This is a genomic window from Pseudomonas entomophila L48 (genome assembly GCF_000026105.1).
In the GTDB taxonomy this organism is placed as follows: Bacteria; Pseudomonadota; Gammaproteobacteria; order Pseudomonadales; family Pseudomonadaceae; genus Aquipseudomonas; species Aquipseudomonas entomophila.
The window spans coordinates 2,976,075-2,995,566 of the sequence record NC_008027.1 but is presented as its reverse complement, the minus strand read 5'-3'; the positions used below and the strand labels follow the sequence as shown (position 1 = coordinate 2,995,566).

20 protein-coding genes and 1 pseudogene are annotated in these 19,492 nt (G+C 67.1%); all 21 read left to right on the top strand.

From position 1 onward, the window contains the following. The first annotated feature begins 79 nt into the window (after positions 1–79). The 21 genes and pseudogenes from PSEEN_RS13225 (at position 80) to PSEEN_RS13125 (ending at position 19,478) form a co-directional block, all read left to right on the top strand. Complete coding sequence (locus tag PSEEN_RS13225) at positions 80–2,059, top strand: cytochrome D1 domain-containing protein (protein ID WP_011534024.1); 1,980 nt, start codon at positions 80–82, stop codon at positions 2,057–2,059. Continuing rightward, positions 2,056–2,709: an SCO family protein gene (locus tag PSEEN_RS13220; protein ID WP_011534023.1), complete on the top strand. Its 654-nt coding sequence runs from the start codon at positions 2,056–2,058 to the stop codon at positions 2,707–2,709. The genes PSEEN_RS13225 and PSEEN_RS13220 overlap by 4 nt, the downstream gene beginning before the upstream one ends. After that, positions 2,706–3,362: an SCO family protein gene (locus PSEEN_RS13215; protein WP_044488118.1), complete on the top strand. Its 657-nt coding sequence runs from the start codon at positions 2,706–2,708 to the stop codon at positions 3,360–3,362. Before PSEEN_RS13220 ends, PSEEN_RS13215 begins: the two co-directional genes overlap by 4 nt. A 140-nt stretch (positions 3,363–3,502) precedes the next feature. Then, positions 3,503–4,996, top strand: coding sequence for a cytochrome c/ABC transporter substrate-binding protein (locus PSEEN_RS13210; protein WP_011534021.1), 1,494 nt, complete (start codon positions 3,503–3,505; stop codon positions 4,994–4,996). A 132-nt stretch (positions 4,997–5,128) separates the two neighbouring features. Further along, positions 5,129–5,770 carry a SurA N-terminal domain-containing protein gene (locus PSEEN_RS13205; RefSeq protein ID WP_011534020.1) on the top strand — a complete coding sequence of 214 codons (642 nt, stop codon included), beginning with the start codon at positions 5,129–5,131 and terminating at the stop codon, positions 5,768–5,770. A 239-nt stretch (positions 5,771–6,009) separates the two neighbouring features. After that, on the top strand, positions 6,010–6,543 hold the full coding sequence (locus tag PSEEN_RS13200; protein WP_044488116.1) for a response regulator: 534 nt from the start codon (positions 6,010–6,012) through the stop codon (positions 6,541–6,543). A 57-nt stretch (positions 6,544–6,600) separates the two neighbouring features. Further along, the gene (locus tag PSEEN_RS13195) at positions 6,601–8,286 is read left to right on the top strand and encodes a GspE/PulE family protein (protein WP_011534018.1); all 1,686 of its coding nucleotides are present in this window, start codon (positions 6,601–6,603) and stop codon (positions 8,284–8,286) included. Continuing rightward, positions 8,267–9,049 carry a hypothetical protein gene (locus PSEEN_RS13190; RefSeq protein WP_044488113.1) on the top strand — a complete coding sequence of 261 codons (783 nt, stop codon included), beginning with the start codon at positions 8,267–8,269 and terminating at the stop codon, positions 9,047–9,049. Before PSEEN_RS13195 ends, PSEEN_RS13190 begins: the two co-directional genes overlap by 20 nt. 1 nt (position 9,050) lies before the next feature. Beyond that, complete coding sequence (locus PSEEN_RS13185; protein ID WP_011534016.1) at positions 9,051–9,593, top strand: PilN domain-containing protein; 543 nt, start codon at positions 9,051–9,053, stop codon at positions 9,591–9,593. Then, positions 9,580–10,131, top strand: coding sequence for a type 4a pilus biogenesis protein PilO (gene pilO, locus PSEEN_RS13180; protein WP_011534015.1), 552 nt, complete (start codon positions 9,580–9,582; stop codon positions 10,129–10,131). The genes PSEEN_RS13185 and pilO overlap by 14 nt, the downstream gene beginning before the upstream one ends. Further along, complete coding sequence (locus PSEEN_RS13175; protein ID WP_011534014.1) at positions 10,131–10,631, top strand: hypothetical protein; 501 nt, start codon at positions 10,131–10,133, stop codon at positions 10,629–10,631. The genes pilO and PSEEN_RS13175 overlap by 1 nt, the downstream gene beginning before the upstream one ends. Further along, positions 10,628–12,463, top strand: a complete 1,836-nt coding sequence (locus tag PSEEN_RS13170) for a secretin N-terminal domain-containing protein (protein WP_011534013.1) — start codon at positions 10,628–10,630, stop codon at positions 12,461–12,463. Before PSEEN_RS13175 ends, PSEEN_RS13170 begins: the two co-directional genes overlap by 4 nt. Then, the gene (locus tag PSEEN_RS13165; protein ID WP_011534012.1) at positions 12,460–12,930 is read left to right on the top strand and encodes a type II secretion system protein; all 471 of its coding nucleotides are present in this window, start codon (positions 12,460–12,462) and stop codon (positions 12,928–12,930) included. Before PSEEN_RS13170 ends, PSEEN_RS13165 begins: the two co-directional genes overlap by 4 nt. Positions 12,931–12,935: 5 nt before the next feature. Then, positions 12,936–13,310: a type II secretion system protein gene (locus PSEEN_RS13160; RefSeq protein ID WP_011534011.1), complete on the top strand. Its 375-nt coding sequence runs from the start codon at positions 12,936–12,938 to the stop codon at positions 13,308–13,310. Continuing rightward, the gene (locus PSEEN_RS13155; RefSeq protein ID WP_044488112.1) at positions 13,285–13,806 is read left to right on the top strand and encodes a type II secretion system protein; all 522 of its coding nucleotides are present in this window, start codon (positions 13,285–13,287) and stop codon (positions 13,804–13,806) included. The genes PSEEN_RS13160 and PSEEN_RS13155 overlap by 26 nt, the downstream gene beginning before the upstream one ends. Continuing rightward, complete coding sequence (gene csgE / locus PSEEN_RS13150) at positions 13,803–14,195, top strand: curli production assembly/transport protein CsgE (RefSeq protein ID WP_011534009.1); 393 nt, start codon at positions 13,803–13,805, stop codon at positions 14,193–14,195. Before PSEEN_RS13155 ends, csgE begins: the two co-directional genes overlap by 4 nt. Next, the gene (locus PSEEN_RS13145) at positions 14,192–14,611 is read left to right on the top strand and encodes a curli assembly protein CsgF (RefSeq protein WP_011534008.1); all 420 of its coding nucleotides are present in this window, start codon (positions 14,192–14,194) and stop codon (positions 14,609–14,611) included. Before csgE ends, PSEEN_RS13145 begins: the two co-directional genes overlap by 4 nt. Positions 14,612–14,644: 33 nt before the next feature. Further along, the gene (locus PSEEN_RS13140) at positions 14,645–15,487 is read left to right on the top strand and encodes a CsgG/HfaB family protein (protein ID WP_011534007.1); all 843 of its coding nucleotides are present in this window, start codon (positions 14,645–14,647) and stop codon (positions 15,485–15,487) included. A 110-nt stretch (positions 15,488–15,597) separates the two neighbouring features. Continuing rightward, positions 15,598–16,902, top strand: coding sequence for a hypothetical protein (locus PSEEN_RS13135; protein WP_011534006.1), 1,305 nt, complete (start codon positions 15,598–15,600; stop codon positions 16,900–16,902). Positions 16,903–17,244: 342 nt separating this feature from the next. Next, a pseudogene (locus PSEEN_RS27495) lies at positions 17,245–17,647 on the top strand (transposase); the annotation flags it as partial. Between the two features lie 280 nt (positions 17,648–17,927). Further along, positions 17,928–19,478 carry a ShlB/FhaC/HecB family hemolysin secretion/activation protein gene (locus PSEEN_RS13125; protein WP_044488107.1) on the top strand — a complete coding sequence of 517 codons (1,551 nt, stop codon included), beginning with the start codon at positions 17,928–17,930 and terminating at the stop codon, positions 19,476–19,478. Positions 19,479–19,492: the final 14 nt, after the last annotated feature.

Sequence of the window (19,492 nt, the reverse complement as noted above, 5' to 3'; positions counted from 1 at the left end):
GGTGCAGCATGGTCATCCCGCTCGAAGGTGCCGCCCCGCGCGCGCCGTATCCAACCCCTCATCACCGAGGCGTGCCAACATGAGCGGCAAGGTGCGCCCCGCCTACCTGGGGCTACTGGTCGGCTTAGCACTGCTTGGCCTGGGCGTGGCCTACGAGAAACTCTGGTGCGACCCCCGCGAGCTCTTGCAGGAAACCGCCGACCCCTCGGCCGAGCACCGCCTCAGCCGCGACGGCGTGACCGTGGAGTTCGAGGCCAGCCCCCTGGCCGGCAGCGAACTGCGCGAGGGCGACTTCGCCAATATCCGCTTCAAGGTCAGCGACCAGAGCAGCGGCCAGCCCCTGTCGGGCATGGCCCCCGGCGCCTGGCTGGACCCGGCGCAGTCGGCGCCACCTGGCGACCGTGACAGCAGCTGCAAGGCGCGGGTGGCGCTGTTCCTCAAAAGCAGCATCGGCGCCCGGCCATTGCTGGACCTGAACAGCTACTTCCTGCTGGTGCTGAACAAGGACGCCAGCCTCACGGTGATCGACCCGACCGTCTCGGTAGGCGGCGTCACCAGCACCCTGGCGCGCATCGACCTGCCGGGCCGGCCCATGGACTGGGTGGCCACCGGCGACGACAAGCAAGTGTTCGTGTCGATGCCCGAGCGCGGCCAAGTGGCGCTGATCGACACCGAGACCTTCCGCCGCGTGGCCATCCTCGAAGCCGGCGCGCAGCCGTTGCGGGTGGCGCTGCAGCCCGACCAGCGCCTGCTGTGGGTGGGCAACAACAGCGACGACCCGGCCAAAGGCGGGGTGACGGTGATCGACGTGCCCAGCCGCACCACGCTGAAGTCGTTCAGCACCGGCTCCGGGCACCACGAGATTGCCTTCAGCGCCGACTCGCGCTACGCCTTTGTCAGCAACCGCGACGCCGGCACCCTCAGCGTGATCGATATCACCGAGATGCGTCTGGCCAAGACCCTGGAGGTTGGCCCGCAGCCCTTGTCCGTCACCTACTCGCCACTGTCCCAGGCGGTGTACGTGGTCGATGGCCAGGAAGGCACGGTGCGGGTGATCGACGCCCGCAGCCATCAGCCGCGGCACACGGTCAAGGCCGAGCAGGGCCTGGGGCCGATGCGCTTCAGCGGCGACGGGCGCTTTGGCGTGGTGCTCAACACCCTGGAAAACCAGGCGCTGGTGATCGATGCCAGTACCGACCAGTTGATCCACCGCATTCCCGTGGCCGCCGAGCCGTACCAGCTGACCTTCACCAAGGCCTACGCCTATGTGCGCGGCCTGGCGTCGCCGAAGGTGAGCATGATCAACCTGGCCAGCCTCGGCCAGGGCCGCACGCCGATCGTCCAGGGCTTCGAGGCCGGCCCCGCTGCGCCGCGCCAGGCCGGCGACCTGCCGCTGGCCCAGGGGCTGAGCGTGTCCCGTGATGACAACGCGGTGTTCGTGGTCAACCCGGTGGACAACACCACCTACTTCTACGCCGAAGGCATGAACGCGCCGATGTCCGGCTACAACAACCGTGGCCACCAGGCCCGCGCGGCGATCGTCATCGACCGCAGCCTGCGCGAGGTGGCGCCCGGGGTGTATGGCTCGACGGTGAGATTGCCGGCGGCTGGCACCTTCGACGTGGCGTTCCTGCTCAACCAGCCGCAGATCATCCATTGCTTCAGCACCGTGGTGGCGGCGCTGCCCCAGGCCAGCGGGCACAAGGCAGCGCGCGCCGAGTTCATCGGTATCGATCGGCCGCTGCTGCAGCACAGCCCGTTCATGGCACGGGTGCGCATCCTGGGGGAGGACGGCAAGCCGCGCACGGGGCTGGGCGACCTGAGCCTGCGTTATTTCCTGGCGCCGTCGTCGCTGCCGCGCAACCTGCCGCTCAACGAAGTGGGCGAGGGCGAGTACCAGGCCGCGCTGACACTGCCCGAGGCCGGCGCCTGGTACCTGCATGTGCAGTCGCCGAGCCTGGGGCGCAAGTTCGCCGAAGAAAACTACACCAGCCTGCGGGTGCTACCGGCCGCCGCGGCGCCTACCGCTTCCCAAGGGGAACCCAGGAGTGTGCGATGAATACCAACTCTCCACGCCAGCTGATTGCCCTGAGCCTGCTGCTGGCCAGCCAGCTGACCCTGGCCCATGGCGGCCACGATCATGGCGGGCCGCCCGCGCCACCGCCGGCAGCCCATCAGGAGAAGGCCAGCGTGCGCTTCGCCGACGTGTCGCTGCTCGATCAGGACGGCATGCCAGTGCGCCTGGAGAAGGACCTGGTAGGTGACCGTCTGGTGGTGATGGGCTTCATCTACACCAGCTGCACCACGGTGTGCCCGGTAGTCTCCTCGATCATGGGCAAGGTCCAGCAGCAGTTGGGCGGGCGCGTCGGGGAGGAGATCCGCCTGGTGTCGATCAGCGTCGACCCGCAGCGCGACGACGCCAAGCGCCTGGCCAGCTATGCCCGGGCCTTCCAGCACGGGCCGGGCTGGAGCTGGCTGACCGGCTCGCCCTATGCGATCAGCGAGACGCTCAAGGGCCTGGGCAGCTTCAGCGCCAACCTCAGCGAGCACCCACCGCTGATCCTGGTGGGTGATGGCCGCACTGGGCACTGGACGCGTTATTACGGCTTTACCGACCCCAATGTGCTGATCACCGAGCTCAACCGCCTCAGCGCACGGCGGGTCCATGCCAAGACCACGGCCATCGCCGGCCAGGAGGTGCAGCCATGAGCAGCCTGAGCCCACGCCCTGCGGGCATGCGCAGCTTCGACTGGGTGGTGCTGGTGGCCTGTTTGTGGATCCTCGCCTCGGTGGCCTATGCCCACGAAGGCCATGCTCCGACGCCGCAGCCTGCGCCCCAGGCTATGGCCAGCGGTGGCGGTACGCGTGATGCGCAGACCTGGTTCACCGACACCGTGCTCAAGGACCAGAACGGCCGCGAGCTGCGCTTCTACAGCGATGTGCTCAAGGACAAGGTGGTGATGCTCAATGTGATGTTCACCCACTGCAACGATGCCTGCCCGCTGATCACCCGCAAGTTGCGTGAGGTGCGCGAGGCCATGGGCGCGGAACTGGCGGCGCAGGTGACCTTCGTCTCGGTGAGCAGCGACCCGCTCAACGACACCCCCGAGGCGCTCAAGGCCTTTGCCGTGAAGCAGGGGGTGGATGGGCCCAACTGGGTGTTCCTGACTGGCGACAAGGCCAGCGTCGACCTGGTGCTGGGGCGCCTCGGGCAGTTCCTGCCCAGCCCCGAGCAGCACTCGACGCAACTGATCGCCGGGGATGTGGCGGGCAAGCGCTGGAGCAAGATCCGCCCCGACGCGCCGCCTGCGGCCATTGCCCAGCGTATGCAGTTGCTGGCGCAGCCCCTGGCAGGGCGGTGAATATCATGAACCGCAGGGGCAGTGGGCGACACGCCGGTTGTGGGCGCAAGGGGCTTGTATTGGCTGCACTGGCCCATTCGCCGGCAAAGCCGGCTCCTACAGGGGGGCTGGCAGGCATCAGGGCGTTGTGCTGTTACTGGATGGCCCTGTGTCTGATGTTGTGCAACACGGCTCAAGCTCTCGACCTGACGGCCCAAGAGCTAGCGGGTAAACGTCTGTATCGCGAAGGGCTCTCCAGCAGCGACGCGCAATTGCTGGCCCGGGTCGGCGCCAGCGACATGACAGTGCCCGCCAGCGTGCTGCCTTGCGCCAGTTGCCATGGCAATGATGGGCGTGGCCGCAGCGAGGGCGGGGTGCGACCGCCGAGCCTTGACTGGCAGCACCTGGCCCTTGGGCCCGGCGCGCGTGAAACCAACAACCGACGCTACCCGGCCTACACGGAGGCCAGCCTGGCACGGGTCATCCACAGTGGCATCGATCCCGCCGGCAACCGCCTCGACCCGGCCATGCCACGCTTCGACCTGAGCCTGGCCGATCAGCGCAACCTTACGGCCTACCTTAAACGCCTGGGTGAGGAACGCGACCCAGGGGTGGAGGAGGGTGTCCTGCGTTTGGGCACGCTATTGCCGGAAAACGGCCCTCTGGCTGAGGCCGGGCGGGTGGTGCGGGCGGTGTTGGAAGATGGTGCCGCCCAGATCAACCAGCAGGGCGGCGTGCATGGGCGGCGCCTGCAGCTGGTTGCGCTGGACCCCGGATACGATCCAGCCAGCACCGGGCAGGCGCTGGACAGGTTGTTGCGCCAGGAGCAGGTGTTCGCCTTGATCGCACCACTGGCCGCGCAGCTCGACAGTGCCACGCTGGCCCGGGAAGGTGTGCCCCTGGTGGGCAGCACGCCGCGTGACGGCGGTAGCGCGCAGGTGTTCGACCCGCTGCCTTCGCTGCCCGAGCAGTTGCTCAGCCTAGCGGTGCATGCCCGTGATGGGCTCGGCATGCCCGCCGCTGCCTTGCAGGTGGTCTATGCCGGTGAGGACCAGGCGGCCGCTGCCAATGCGTTGCTGATCCGCCTGCGCAGCCTGGGTTTTGCCTTGCCTGAGGCGCAGGTATTCAACGGCCAGGCACCGAGCGGCGAGGGCATTGTTTTCCTCGGCCCTGCCCCTGTCTTTGCCGAGCTGGCCGCGACATTACAGGCGCAGGGGCGAACACCGTACCTGTTTGCCGCTTCCAGCCAGATAGCCAGCGTTGTGCCGACGCTTTCGGCGCAGTGGTCGCAGCGCCTGTTGCTTGCGTACCCGTTCGTTCCAGGTGATTGGACCGACACCGGTCAAGCGACGCTGGCGGGTATTCGGCAACGTCAGGGGCTGGATGCCAGGCAGGCGTCTTTGCAGATCGGCACTCTGTGTGCCTGGCAACTGATGACCGAGGCGTTGAAAACGATTGGGCGGGATGCCAGCCGTGAGCAATTGATCGCAACACTGGAACAACTGCACGCGGTAGACACCGGCCTCACCCCACCTCTGGGGTTTGGTCCGGGACGACGCCAGGGCATGGCCGGGGCCCATGTGGTCGAGGTGAGCCTGCCGGGGCCCGGCTTCACCGAGGTTGCGCCATATCGTCCTGTGCCGGAGGCGCCATGAACGGGGCCTGTAGGAGCGGCTTCAGCCGCGATGAATCCAACACGGTGCAGGGCACCCGCTGCGCGGGTGATCGCGGCTGAAGCCGTTCCTACAACGGACCGCGTCAGACCCACACAATGAGAGGAGGCTGCCATGCGTATCCTGCTGTTGTGCCTGCTGCTGGGCGTCACCCCGGCAATCTTCGCTGAAGCTCCCGTGGCCCGGGTCAACGGCGTGGAGATTGGCGCGCTGCGCCTGGAGCGCTACTTCACCGAATACCTCCAGGCCCAGGGGCGGGCGGTGGCGAGCATCCGCAACCCCAACCTGTACCAGCGCCTGCGCGAACAGGCCCTGGACGAGTTGATCGACAAGGAACTGTTGTGGCAGGAGGCGCGCCGGCAAGGTATCGCCATCGACGATGAGCAGGTGAGGGCGCGGGTCGCTGAAGTCGAGGCCGCTTTCGGCAGCCCCGCAGTGTTCGCCCGCCGCCTGGAGGACGCAGGCTTCGATCACGACAGCTTCGCTGACTACACTCGACATGAGATGGCCGCCCAGGAAGCGTTCGCGCGGCTGACCGTGGTCGAAGAGCCCAGCGCTGCCGAGATCGCGGCTTTCTATGACGCCAATCGACAAAGACTGCAAGGGATGCAGAACCAAAGTGATAATACTTCTGTCTTACCGGAACCGAACCTGCGCCTGGCCAGGGACGCGCTGGTCGCGCAGTTGCAGGCCCAGGCCCGCCAGGCCGTGCGCCAACGTTTGCGCGAATCCGCTACAGTGGAGCGCGCTGACTGAGCGGCCCGACAAGGCGTTTCCCCAACAGTGGGGAAAGCGGGTTTGGCCAAATGCCATCACTTCCCCGGTAATGGGGGAGGGCGCGCCCGCAAGCCGTGGGCGATATAAAAATTTCGATAAGAAACAGTCAGTTGAATGTGGTGCGCAATGACCCTTCATGCCTGGCACGAAGCCTGCTCAAGCCTCTACAAGGCCGCACTTCGCAGACCGGGAGACCGGGCAGTTCATGGGAGTGGACCTTGGTGAACAGAGTATTGGTAGTCGACGACGAACAGACCCTTGCGCAGAACCTGCAGGCGTATCTGCAGGCGCAAGGCCTGGAAGTCCACGTCGCCCACGATGGCGCCAGCGGCATCAGCGAGGCTGAAACCCTGGCACCGGATGTGATCGTGCTGGACTATCGCTTGCCCGACATGGAGGGGTTTCAGGTCCTGGAGACCGTGCGCAGGAACAGGCCGTGCCATTTCGTGCTGATCACCGCCCACCCGACCGTCGAGGTCCGTGAGCGGGCCGCCGAGCTTGGTGTGAGCCACGTCCTGTTCAAGCCGTTCCCGTTGATGGAACTGGCCCGCGCGATCTTCGACCTGATGGGCATCGAGCGCCAGCGCAGGGCCACGGACCGCCCGGCCGAGGGTTTCGTCGAACGCCGCCAGAACAGGAACGAGTCGTTCCCCTTGCAGTTGTACGATGGCAGCTGGGTCCTGGCCGACCGCCGACGCAACGGTGGCCAGCCCCCCGAACCTGACGACGACCAACTGCTCACCGGGGAATAGCGGCGCCCGCGGCCACTTCCCCAGCCTGCGATGCGCCCCTGAGCGGAGTCGCAGGCCATGTCCCAGGCATTCGATACAGACTCACGGCAAGCGCAGGGCTACGCCCGCGATCTCCTGAACCAGGCCCGCACCCAGGCGGGTGAAGACCGCCTGCTGACCCACCTCGAACGCCTCGCCAACGACCCGCCCGCCACCTTCACCCAACGCCTGGCCGCCACCCTGCATTACCCGGTGCTCGACACCCAGGCCCTGTTCGCCAGCAAGCCAGCTTTCGATCGGGTCAGCCTGGCCCAGTGCCTGAAACACGAATGCGCGCTGGTCGAACACCAAGGGCAGTGGGTGGGTGTGTTCGCCGACCCGTTCGACGGTGCCCGTCTGGCCTGGATCGACGACTGCCTGCAGGGCGCGCCACTGTACCTGGCCCACGCCGCCGATCTTGCGGCGTTCCTGGCGCGTCACGAAGAGAGCTTCCACGCCGTCGACACTCTCGACAGCAACAATGAGGCCGGCACCGATGCCGACCCGCTGCAACGCCTGTCCTTGACCAGCATCAGCGAAGACCAGAGCCAGGTGGTCAAGCTGGTCAACGCCACCCTCTACGACGCGCTCAAGCAGCACGCCAGCGACATCCATCTGGGCATGACCGGCCAGGGCCTGACTATCAAATACCGCATCGATGGTGTGCTCAACGGCGCCGGCAAGGCCGCTGGCAGCGCCTTCGCCGAGCAGGTGATCTCGCGGATCAAGGTGATGGCCGAATTGGACATCGGCGAGAAGCGCATCCCCCAGGATGGCCGTTTCAAGGTGGCCATCGGCGAGCGGCAGATCGACTTTCGCGTGTCGATCATGCCGAGCATCTTCGGTGAGGACGCGGTGCTGCGGGTGCTCGACAAGCAGGACCTGTCGGACAAGGTCAGCGGCGTGCAGTTGCAGGCCCTGGGCTTCGAGGAACACACCTTGCGCGCCCTGCGCCGGCTGGCCAGCGAGCCCTACGGCATGATCCTGGTCACCGGCCCCACCGGCAGCGGCAAGACCACCACGCTGTACGCCATGCTCAGCGAGATCAACCACGGCGTCGACAAGATCATCACCATCGAGGACCCGGTCGAGTACCAGCTGCCCGGGGTGCTGCAGATCCCGGTCAACGAGAAGAAGGGCCTGACCTTCGCCCGTGGCCTGCGCTCGATCCTGCGCCATGACCCGGACAAGATCCTGGTCGGCGAGATCCGCGACCCGGACACCGCGCAGATCGCCGTGCAGTCGGCGCTCACCGGGCACCTGGTGTTCACCACCATCCACGCCAACAACGTGTTCGATGTGATCGGCCGCTTCAGCCAGATGCAGGTCGACCCCTACAGCTTCGTCTCGGCGCTCAACGCCGTGCTGGCCCAGCGCCTGGTGCGCCTGGCCTGCCCGCACTGCGCGGTGGCCTGCGTGCCGGACGACGAACTGCTCGCGGCCTCGGGGCTGAGCCGTGACGGTGTGGAGGGCTGGCGGTTCATGCGCGCCCAGGGCTGCGGCCAGTGCCGCGGCAGTGGTTACCGCGGGCGCAGCGCCATCGCCGAACTGCTGCACCTGGACGACGACCTGCGGCAGATGATCGTCGAGCGCCGGCCCCTGGCGCAGATCCGCCAGCTGGCCTGCCAGCGCGGCCTGCGCCTGCTGCGCGCCTCGGCCCTGGACCTGGTCCGTGCGGGCCGCACCACACTTGAGGAGATCAACCGTGTCACATTCATTGCCTGATCACTATTGCGCCGTGCTCGGCGCCGAGGGTGTCGGCCTGGGAGGCTGGCACGGTCGTCACCACCATTGGCTGGGCAGCCGCCCGTTCGACTGCCTGGCCGCGCAACCGGCCTGGGGCGCGGCGCTGGCTGCCCTCGACGAACTGCTCGCCGCCCATCCAGTGAAGGGCGGGCAACTGCGGGTATTGCTGTCGGCGCGCTTCAGCCGCTTCTGCCTGGTGCCCTGGAGTGATGCAATCGCCACGCCCCGCGAGCTGGACACCTATGCCCGGGCCTGTTTCGAGCATCTCTACGGGCAGCCGCTGGATGATTGGCGCATCGTGCTGTCGCCGGAGCCTGCCGGCGCCGCACGGATCGCCACGGCACTGCCTGAGGCGCTGTTGCAGGGCTTGCGCGAATTGGGCCGGGAGCGCCGCTTGAGCCTGCGCTCGGTACAGCCTTACCTGATGGCCGCCTACAACCGCTGCGCGGCGCAGATGGCGCAGGGGGATTTCCTCTTCGTGCTCGCCGAGCCACGGCGCAGCGTGCTGCTGCTGGCCGCCGACGGCGCCTGGCAACAGGTGCTGGCCCAGGGCTGCGCCGACACCGACCAGGCCCTGCAGGCGTTGATCGCGCGCACCTGCGAGCTGTACGGCGGGCAGCCGCCACGGGTCTACCTGCATGCGCCCGGGCGGCAGGCGGTCGCGGACATCGGCGCGGTGCAGCTGTGCCCGCTGGCCGCCGAGACCGATCCGCTGTGCGCCATGTGGCGGGCGGTGGCCTGACATGCGCCGCCTCGACCTGGAATTCCAACCCCGGCGCAACGGCTCGCTGGCCTGGGCGCTGCTGGCCCTGGGGGGCGCGGCGCTGGCGGTACTGGTGCTGGCCCAGCAACAGCTGGTGAGCGAGCAGACCGGCCTCGAGGCCCGTGTGCACCAGCTCGAACTGCAACTTGGCCGCCGCCCGGCCAGTGCCGTGCCACAAAGCAGCGCGGTGGTCCGCGAGCAGGCCGAGCGCCTGGCGCAGATGCGCAGCGTGTCGCAACAGCTGCAACGGCCCTGGCAGCAGCTGTTCGCCATGCTCGAGGCCATGCCCCAGGAGGATGTGGCGCTGCTCAGCCTCACCCCCGATGCGCGCAAGGGGCAGGTGCGCATCAGCGCCGAGGCCCGCGACCTGGAGGCCATGCTGCAGTACCACCAGCGCCTGGAGCGCAGCGAGGAACTGTCGGACGTGTCGCTGCTCAACCACGAGATCGTCGCCGGGCAGGCCGAGCACCCGGTGCGTTTCAACCTTACCGCCACCTGGGAGACCGGCCATGCGCGTCCCTAGCCTGATCCTGCATGAGGCCGTCCAGCGCCTGGGGCGCGTGGGGTTGGCCGCGATCCTGATGGCCCTGTTGGTGGTGGCGGTGGCCGTGGCCTGGGTGCTGCCGCTGTGGCAGCAGGTGCGTGAGCTGCGCGCCAGTGAGGCGGACGCCAGCGTTCAGGTGCAGCGCCTGGCGCGTGGCGAGCTGAAGGTCCAGGTGCGGCCTGAGCAACAGGCGCTGGACGATCTGCGCCAGCAACTGCCTGGCCAACCCCAGGCCAGCGAGCTGATCGAGCGGCTGTACCAGCTGGCCGACGCCGAGCGCATCAGCCTGGCCCGTGGCGAGTACGCCCTCGGTGTGGACCCCAAGACCCAGCTGGCGCGTTACCAGATCGTCCTGCCGGTGCGCGGCAGCTACCCGCAGATCCGCGGGTTTCTCAAGGCGCTGCTGGGCCAGTTGCCGACCCTGGTGCTGGAAGACCTGGAGCTGCAACGCAAGCGGATCGGCGAGCGCGAGCTTACCGGGCGGGTACGCATGACCCTTTACCTGTCGAGGTCGTGATGAACATTCAGCGCGTGGTGTTGTGGGGTGGGTTTCTTGGAGTCAGTGCCTTGCTGGCGTGGGCGCCGGGGCATTGGTTCGACCTTGAGGGTGAGGTGGCCCCGTTCGCCGGCAAGCCGGCTCCTACAGGGAGCGCGCAGCCACTTGTAGGAGCCGGCTTGCCGGCGAACAAACCTCAACCCCCTTCGAAAGACCTGTTCCCGGCCCAGCAATGGGCCCCACCGCAAACCCTGGCCACCGTCACCGAGCAACCCGTGGTCACCGCCCCCGTGGTAGCCGCACCCACGGCGCCGGCGCTGCCGTTCCAGTTCGTCGGCCGCCTGGGCGACCGCGACGACCTGCAGGTGTTCCTGCAGAACGGCGAGAAGCTCTACGTCGTGCGCCAGGGCGACGTGATCGAAGACACCTACCGCCTCGACCGGGTCTCGGCCAGCGAGCTGAGCCTGGTCTACCTGCCACTGCACCAGCCACAGACCCTGTCTGTAGGGAGCGCACCATGAAGCCTTCGAAGACGCCGTTCCTGCTGCTGGCCCTGTGCGTGGCCATCGGCGGATGTGGCTCCAGCGCCGTGCGCAAGGACAGCGCGGAATTGATGAAGGAGGGCCAGTACGAAGCCGGCATCGCCCGGCTGGAAGAGGCCCTGCGCGACGACCCGCGCGACACCGAGCTGAACATCGCCCTGGCCCATGGTCGCCAGGCGGCGGTCGAGGCATTGCTGGGCCAGGCCGACAGCGACCGCATCCGCCACGACTTCGCCGCCGCGCGCATGGGCTATGGCCGGGTGCTGACCATCGAGCCGAACAACCGCCGCGCGCAGGAGGGCATCCGCCAGCTGGAGTTGATCCGCACCCTCGACGAACGCGTTGCCCTGGGACAGGCGGCGCTGCGCCAGGGCGACCTGTTCGGCGCCGAGCGCTACATGCGCGAGGTGCTGCGCCTGGACCCGCAGAACCAGAAGGGGATCATGCTGCGCAGCGACATCGAGAACGTCCAGGCGCGCACCGCGCAGCCGTTCCCGCAACTGCGCAGCAAGCTGGAGCGCCCGGTCACCCTGGAGTTTCGCGACGCCAACCTGAAGACCATCTTCGAGGTGCTGGCCCAGGTCGCCGGGATCAATTTCATCTTCGACCGCGACCTGCGCCCCGACATGAAAGCCACCATCTTCGTGCGCGAGGTGCGTATCGAGGACGCCGTGGCGCTGCTGCTGGAGCAGAACCAGCTGCGCCAGAAGATCGTCAACGACAACACCCTGCTGGTCTACCCGGACTCGCCGCAGAAGACCAAGGACTACCAGGAACTGGTCATGCGCACCTTCTACCTGACCAGCATCGACGCCAATACCGCGATGAACATGCTCAAGACCATGCTCAAGACCCGCGACGTGTTCGTCGACGAGCGCCTGAACACCCTGACCATGCGCGACACCCCCGACGCGGTGCGCATGGCCGAGAAGTTGCTGCAGTCCCAGGATCAGTCCAACCCCGAGGTGGTGCTGGAGGTGGAGGTGATGGAGGTGGCCACCTCGCGCATCCTCGACCTGGGCCTGCAATGGCCCAACACCTTTGGCGTGCTGACCAGCGACGGCAAGTCGGTCAGCGTGCTCGACCAGCTGCGCGGTATCGACTCCAGCCGCATCAGCATCTCGCCGGCACCGCAAGCCAAGATCAACGCCCAGGACAAGGACATCAACACCCTGGCAAGCCCCGTGATCCGGGTCAGCAACCGCGAGCAGGCGCGTATCCATATCGGCCAGCGCGTCCCGATCATCAGCGCCACTTCGGTGCCTTCGACCCAAGGGCCGGTGATCACCGAAAGCGTTACCTACCTGGATGTCGGTTTGAAGCTCGAAGTGCAGCCCACCGTGCACCTGAACAATGAGGTGGCGATCAAGGTGGCGCTGGAGGTGAGCAACGCCACGCCACTGGAGGCGACCCGCCAGGGCACCATCCCGGTCCAGGTCGACACCCGCAACGCCCAGACCAGCCTGCGCCTGCACGACGGCGAGACCCAGGTGCTGGCTGGGCTGGTGCGCAACGACCACAACGCCAGCGGCAACAAGATCCCGGGGCTGGGCGATATTCCTGGCCTGGGTCGGCTGTTCGGCAGCAACAAGGACGACATGAGCAAGTCCGAGCTGGTGCTGGCGATCACCCCGCGCATCGTGCGCAACCTGCCGTACCAGAGCCCATCGGACATGGAGTTCGGCACCGGCACCGAGTCGAGCATGCAGGTCCGGCAGATGGCCCGGCCGTTGCCCGCGAGCGATGGCGATCAACCACCGGGTAGCGTGCCCATGGTCGAAGGCCAGATGGCCGTGGTGCCGCAGCCATGAAACGCCAGCAGGGCTTCAGCCTGATCGAGGTGGTGCTCACCCTGGCGTTGCTGGGCCTGCTTGCCAGCATGGCCGCGCCACTGACCGAGACCGTGGTGCGCCGTGGCAAGGAGCAACAGCTGCGCGAGGCCCTGTACCAGGTCCGCGACGCTATCGACGCCTACAAGCGCGCCTTCGATGCCGGCTACATCGAGAAGCGCCTCAACGCCAGCGGCTACCCGCCGAGCCTGCAGGTGCTGGTCGAGGGCGTGCGCGATGTGCGCAGCGCCAAGGGCGCGCGGTTCTACTTCCTGCGGCGCATCCCCCACGACCCGCTGCGCCCGGCCAAGGCCGACGACCAGGGGGGCTGGGGGCTGCGCGCCTCCGACAGCAGCGCCGACAACCCGCGTGAAGGCGAGGACGTGTTCGACGTGTATTCCACGGCCACGGGCAAAGGCCTGAACGGCATCCCCTACGGGCAATGGTGACAGTGATGAAACGCAACCAAGGTTTCACCCTGATCGAGCTGCTGGTGGTGATGGCGATCATCGCGACCCTGATGACCATCGCCTTGCCGCGCTACTTCAACAGCCTGGAGGCGTCCCGCGAGGCCACCCTGCGCCAGAGCCTGGCGGTGCTGCGCGAAGCCCTGGACCACTACTACGGCGACACCGGGCATTACCCCGATTCGCTTGAGCAACTGGTGGAGCAACGCTACCTGCGCAACACCCCGGTCGATCCGATCAGCGAACGCCGCGATGGCTGGCAGCTGGTGCCGCCGCCCGAAGGCGTGGTGGGCGGCGTGGCTGACATCAAGAGCGGAGCCAGCGGGAGGGCGCGCGATGGCAGCCTCTATGCCGAATGGTGAAGCGGGTTTCACCTACCTGGGCGTGCTGCTGCTGATCGCGGTCAGCAGCGTGGCCCTGGCCGCCACCGGCACGCTGTGGGCCACCAGTGCCCAGCGCGAGCACGAGCGTCAGCTGCTGTGGGTGGGCGGCCAGTACGCCCAGGCCCTGCGCAGCTACTACCACGCCTCGCCGGGGCTGGCCCAGTACCCGCAGGACTTGGGCGAGCTGGTCGAGGACAACCGCTTCCCCACGCCACGCCGGCATATTCGCCGGCTGTACCCCGACCCGCTGACCGGCAGCGGCGACTGGGGCCTGCTGCGCGCGGTCGACGGCCGCATCACCGGCGTGCACAGCCGCTCCGATGCGCTGCCGCTCAAGCGCAGTGGCTTCGATGCCCAATGGAGCGGTTTCGAGGGGCTGGAGCACTACAGCGACTGGCAGTTCGTCGCCGAGCAAGCCTTCGCCGAAGGCGCCGGTGGCGCGCGCCGGCACAACGGCCCGGGAGATGCGCCATGAACCGCCTGGCCATCGCCCTGTGCCTGTGCCTGGTGTTGCAGGGCCAGGCTCACGCCGGCGACGAAGACGAGATGATGGGCTTCATCGTCGACAACACCATCTCGCACATCGGCCACGACTTCTACTACGCCTTCAGCGACCGGCTGCGCGCCACCAGCCGGCTGGATTTCAACCTGGTGGTGCGCGAACGCCCGGATGCCCGCTGGGGCAGCCTGGTGACCGTGGAGTACGAACGCGAGGTGGTGTACCGGCGCTTCCTGGCGCCCAACACCACGCAACTGCACGACGAGGCCATCGAGGCCGCGGACCTGGTCCGCCAGCAGATCGTCCAGCGCAAGCTGCAACGGCTGCTGCAGGACACCACCGACCTGGAGAGGGACGAGCTATGAGCACCCACACCCCCCTGCGTATCGCCGCCTGCCTGCTGGCTGCCAGCCTCGCCGGCCCGGCCCTGGCCACGGAGCTGGTGTACACGCCGGTCAACCCGGCATTCGGCGGCAACCCGCTGAACGGCACCTGGCTGCTCAACAACGCCCAGGCGCAGAACGACCACGATGACCCGGACCTCAAGGACCGCGCCTCGGCGTTCAGCGGCACCAGCGCCCTGGAACGCTTCAGCAACCAGCTCGAATCGAGGTTGCTGGGGCAGTTGCTGGACAACATCGGCAACGGCCAGGGCGGCAGCATGGCCACCGACGCCTTCCTGATCGATGTGCTCGACGACTCCGGGGCCCTAAGCATCCGGGTCACCGACCGGGCCACGGGGGAAGTCTCGATCATCGACGTGAGCGGCCTGAACCCCTGAGAGGGACGGGACCATGACTGGGGAGAGAACACCATGAAACGCCTGCTGAGCACGTTGCTGATCCTCGCCGCCCTGCAAGGGTGCGGCCTGCGCGAACCGATGCCCGCCGAACAGGACGCCGAGACGCCGACCCTGACGCCACGGGCCTCGACCTACTACGACCTGATCAACATGCCCCGGCCGCGCGGGCGGCTGATGGCCGTGGTGTACGGCTTCCGCGACCAGACCGGGCAGTACAAGCCGACCCCGGCCAGCTCGTTCTCCACCAGCGTCACCCAGGGCGCGGCGAGCATGCTGATGGACGCGCTCAACGCCAGCGGCTGGTTCGTGGTGCTTGAGCGCGAGGGCCTGCAGAACCTGCTGACCGAGCGCAAGATCATCCGCGCCTCGCAGAAGAAGCCCGACGTGGCCGAGAACATCCAGGGCGAGTTGCCGCCGTTGCAGGCCGCCAACCTGATGCTCGAAGGCGGCATCATCGCCTACGACACCAACGTGCGCAGCGGCGGCGAGGGCGCCCGCTACCTGGGTATCGACATATCCCGCGAGTACCGGGTCGACCAGGTGACCGTGAACCTGCGCGCGGTGGACGTGCGCACCGGGCAGGTGCTGGCCAACGTGATGACCAGCAAGACCATCTATTCGGTCGGGCGCAGCGCCGGGGTGTTCAAGTTCATCGAGTTCAAGAAGCTGCTCGAGGCCGAAGTGGGCTACACCACCAACGAGCCGGCGCAGCTGTGCGTGCTGTCGGCGATCGAGGCGGCGGTGGGGCACCTGCTGGCCCAGGGCATCGAGCGGCGGCTGTGGCAGGTGGCGGCGGACGGGGCAGGGGACAAGGCGCTGCTGGACAAGTACCTGAGTCAATATCAGCAACCCTAGGCGGTACTGCCGGCAACAGGGTTTCGCGTCGGACCTGTCATTTCTGCCAGTGGCGCCTGGGCAGGGTGTATGGGCAAATACCCCGACATTTCAATGCCAGGGGTATCCCCATGTACAAGTTGTGTTTGCTGCTGGTGGTGGTCATCAGTGGTTGTGCCACGTACCCATCACCGCACCTCAGCCTCGACCAACGTGGGCAACTGGCCGCCTTCGAACTCAGGCGATGGTACGAAAGCTCGGTTCAGGATTGCGCAGGCGCGGACAGCCCCAGCTATCGCTGCAGTGGCGTCGCGCTGCGCACCACCGCCAGCAACCCCGGTGTCCAGCCTTGGGAGCCGAGCGCCGGTCAGATTGAAAAAGGCAGCGTCGCGTTCTCGTGGATACGCCACGACAGCACGTTCGGCAAACCCTTCGGCAACCTCAACGGGCTGATCCTGTATCCGCCCCTGGAGGCGCCAGAGGGCAAGCTCGACGATCTCGACGTGCTGTGTACCTTCCCGATCAATGCCAACACCAATCAACGGCCGACCTTGCAGGGGTGTGGCCCGATCGCCGGTTATGAAACCACCACCGACACCTGCCAGGCGCTGGGCGTGGAATCGGCGCGGCAATGGCTGGACAGGTATCCCGAAGCGAGCAACTACCGTGTATGTGGTTGGGACCTGCGCACTGAGCCCGCCACTGCGGCCAGCGCTTTCCAGAAGTCGGTGCAGGCGCGTGGAGGGCTGGCCGACGCGTTCTGGCCCATCAACAACGAAGTGCTGCTGCGTGTCTGGGAACCGGGGCAGGGTGGGCGGCTGCCCTTGCACTCGTTCTTCTACGTCGAAGGCGAGCGGGATGCTTTGGCGAAGGCACAGTTCGATCAGATTCGTTATGCGTACCAGTACGGCCCGCCGATACCGGTCGTGCGGGTGAAGTTTCCCGGCGACAGGGGTGAGCGTGCGGTCTTCAGCTATGAGCCGCGGGACCAGGCGTTGGGCCAACCGACGCCCACCCCGACCGTGGACTTCGAGGCGTTGGCCGTGGGGCCGTACGCGAGGGTCGAGTCGAATGGGGTTGAGTTCACATTGAACCGTGACAACCGAGGTGTGAGTGACAAACCCCATGAAGCGAGCGAAGGCCGGATCAAGGGCAAGCACCTGGAGGCAAACTCGACGATTCGGTTCGTCCTTGAGGGGGCCGGGCGCCGGCTGGTGAGCTTTTCGTGGGGTTGCAACAGCTATTGCGGCATGACGCGGGAGATTGCCCAGGAGCACGAAGAGCTGTTCGAGGATGGGCCTGGCGACATGCACTATGGCACCAAGGAATTCATCATCGATGGCCCGGAAGTGGTGATCGTCACGGTCGACACGGAGGAGGACGACAGCCAGGTGGTGCTGGACAACCTGGTTGTGCGGGCATTGCCTGCACGATGATGTATCGAGAGAACGCCGCGCACCTGTAGGAGCCAGCCTTGCTGGCGAAGCGGCCTCCGCCGATGTCTCCTTCAGGCCCGGCCCTGGCACGGTCGGGCTTTTGATCGCGCAAGAGCGGCCAGGTGCCCGGCGATGGCCTTGCTTCGCCCTTTAGATCGAGCGCCGCCCGCGCGGCGCTCGATCTCATGGTCGCCACAACAATCCCGCCAAATACGCTCACTGATGAACCTTTCATGACAAAAGTTCGGTAGCAAAGCGCCATCTCCGTCAAAGCCATGGACACGGACGACGCGTCTGGCCCACGGGCCGGATGCACCGTAGGAGCGGGCGGGGAGTGGGGCGATGGGAACTGTGGAACGCTACACCAAAGTGGGGATGCAGGAGCTCGACCAGCGCCTGGCGAAGATCGTCGAGGCGGCGCGCAAGCAGCCGGTCTCGGTGTACCGCTACGGCGCGCCGTGGGTGTGGATCGTCTCCCAGGAAGATTGGCAGGGCGCCCTGCGCGAGGTGGCCAGCTGCGTGCCGCCGGGGCATTCGCTGGCCCTGCTCAAGCCGCGCATCGAAACGCTGCTGGGTGAGTACCAGGCGCCGCTGGCGCTGCTGGCCGAGCAGCAGGGCATGACCATTGCCCCGCACACCCTGATGCATGTGCTGCTGTTGCAACTGCTGTATTCGGTGCCCAGCGAGAAGCAGCTCTACGAACAACTCAACTACAACCTGCTGTTCCGCTGGTTCGCAGGCCTGGAGCTCAAGTCGCGGGTGTGGAACTTCAACCTGTTCAGCCACGACCTCGGGCTGCTGCTAAGCAGCGCCATGGCGGTGTCGCTGTTGCAGCGCATGGTCGATGAAGTGCTCGGCGCCAGCCTGCAGGCGGTGCCGGAATTCAGTCTCAATCTGGCCCTGCTGCACAGCTGGCTGGCCCGTCACCACGGGCCGGGCACGCCCGATCACAACCACTAGAAACCCAACGAATTCCTGGCGCTCAAGGGGGCGGTGTGGAGCACTTTTTCTTCAAACGATGCGGCATGGGCGCAGGGGCACTGCTGTGCCTGCTGTCCGCCACGGCGCTTGCCAACGAGCCTGAACGCCGGGTCGAGATCAACGAGTACGTGGTGCGCGGCAACACCGTGCTCGACGCCCAGGCCATCGAGGCGGCGGTGTACCCGTACCTCGGCCCGGACCGAACCCTGGCCGACCTCGAGGGCGCCCGCGAGGCGCTGCAGAAAAGCTACCAGGCCCGGGGCTACCAGTCGGTGTTCGTCGAGCTGCCGGAGCAGAAGGTCGAGGGCGGGGTGGTCTACCTGCAGGTCACCGAGACCAAGGTCGGCCGGGTACGCGTGGTCGGGGCCAAGCACTATTCGCCGGTGGAGATCCGCGAGCAGGTGCCGGCGCTGGAGGAGGGCAAGGTGCCCGATTTCGCCCAGGTGCAGAACGAACTGGCTACCCTCAACCGAACGCCGGGGCGCCAGGTGCTGCCACTGGTGCGCGAGGGCCAGCGCCCGGGCACCATGGACGTCGACCTGCAGGTCGAGGACAAGCAGCCCTGGAACCTGAGCCTGGGGTTGAACAACGACCACAGCGCCGACACCGAGAAGCTGCGCAGCGTCGTCAGCCTTGGTTACAACAACCTCTGGCAAGCCGGGCACAGCGTGTCGTTGACCTGGTTCACCGCGCCCGAGGACCGTGACAACGCCCAGGTCTGGTCCGGTTCCTACGCCGCACCGCTCAATGAACGCTGGACGCTGCAGTTCTCCGGCTACCACTCCGACAGCAACGTGGCCACCGTGGGCGGCACCAACGTGTTGGGCAAGGGCCACTCCTACGGTGTGTCCGCGATCTACAACCTGCCGGGTGTCGGCGCCTGGGCCAACGCGCTGTCGATCGGCATCGACTTCAAGGACTTCGACGAGAAGGTCGCCCTGGGCGGCAACCACGACAAGGTCCCGCTCAAGTACTCGCCCATCACCCTGGGCTACAACGGCTACCGCTTCACCGAGCACGACCAGCTGAGCCTGGGCCTGAGCCTGGTGGCCGGCACCCGTGGGCTGCTGGGGTACAACAGCGACGACCAGGCGTTCGACTACAAGCGCTACCGCGCCAACTCGAGCTTCGCCGCGCTCAAGGGCGACGCCAGCTACACCTTCGACTTCGCCGGGCAATGGCAGAGCGCCTCGAAGCTGGCCTTCCAACTGGCCTCCGGGCCACTGGTGTCGAACGAGCAGTTCGCCGCCGGCGGCGCCACCTCGGTGCGCGGCTATCTGGCCGCCGAGCGCACCGGCGACGACGGCGTGCTGCTGTCCCAGGAACTGCGCACCCCCTCCCTGGGCCGCTATGTCGGCAGCTACATCAGCGACTGGCGCTTCTACCTGTTCGCCGAGGGCGCCCAGCTGCGCCTGCAGGACGCCCTGCCCGAACAGGACGATCGTTACAGCCTGGCCAGCGTCGGCGTGGGCACCCGCGCCACGCTCAACGACTGGCTGTCCGGCAGCCTCGACTGGGCCGTGCCCTTGAAGGACGCCCCCAACACCGACAAGAACGACTCGCGCGTGCACTTCAGTGTGCAGGCGACTTTCTGAACCCCGACCGGCAT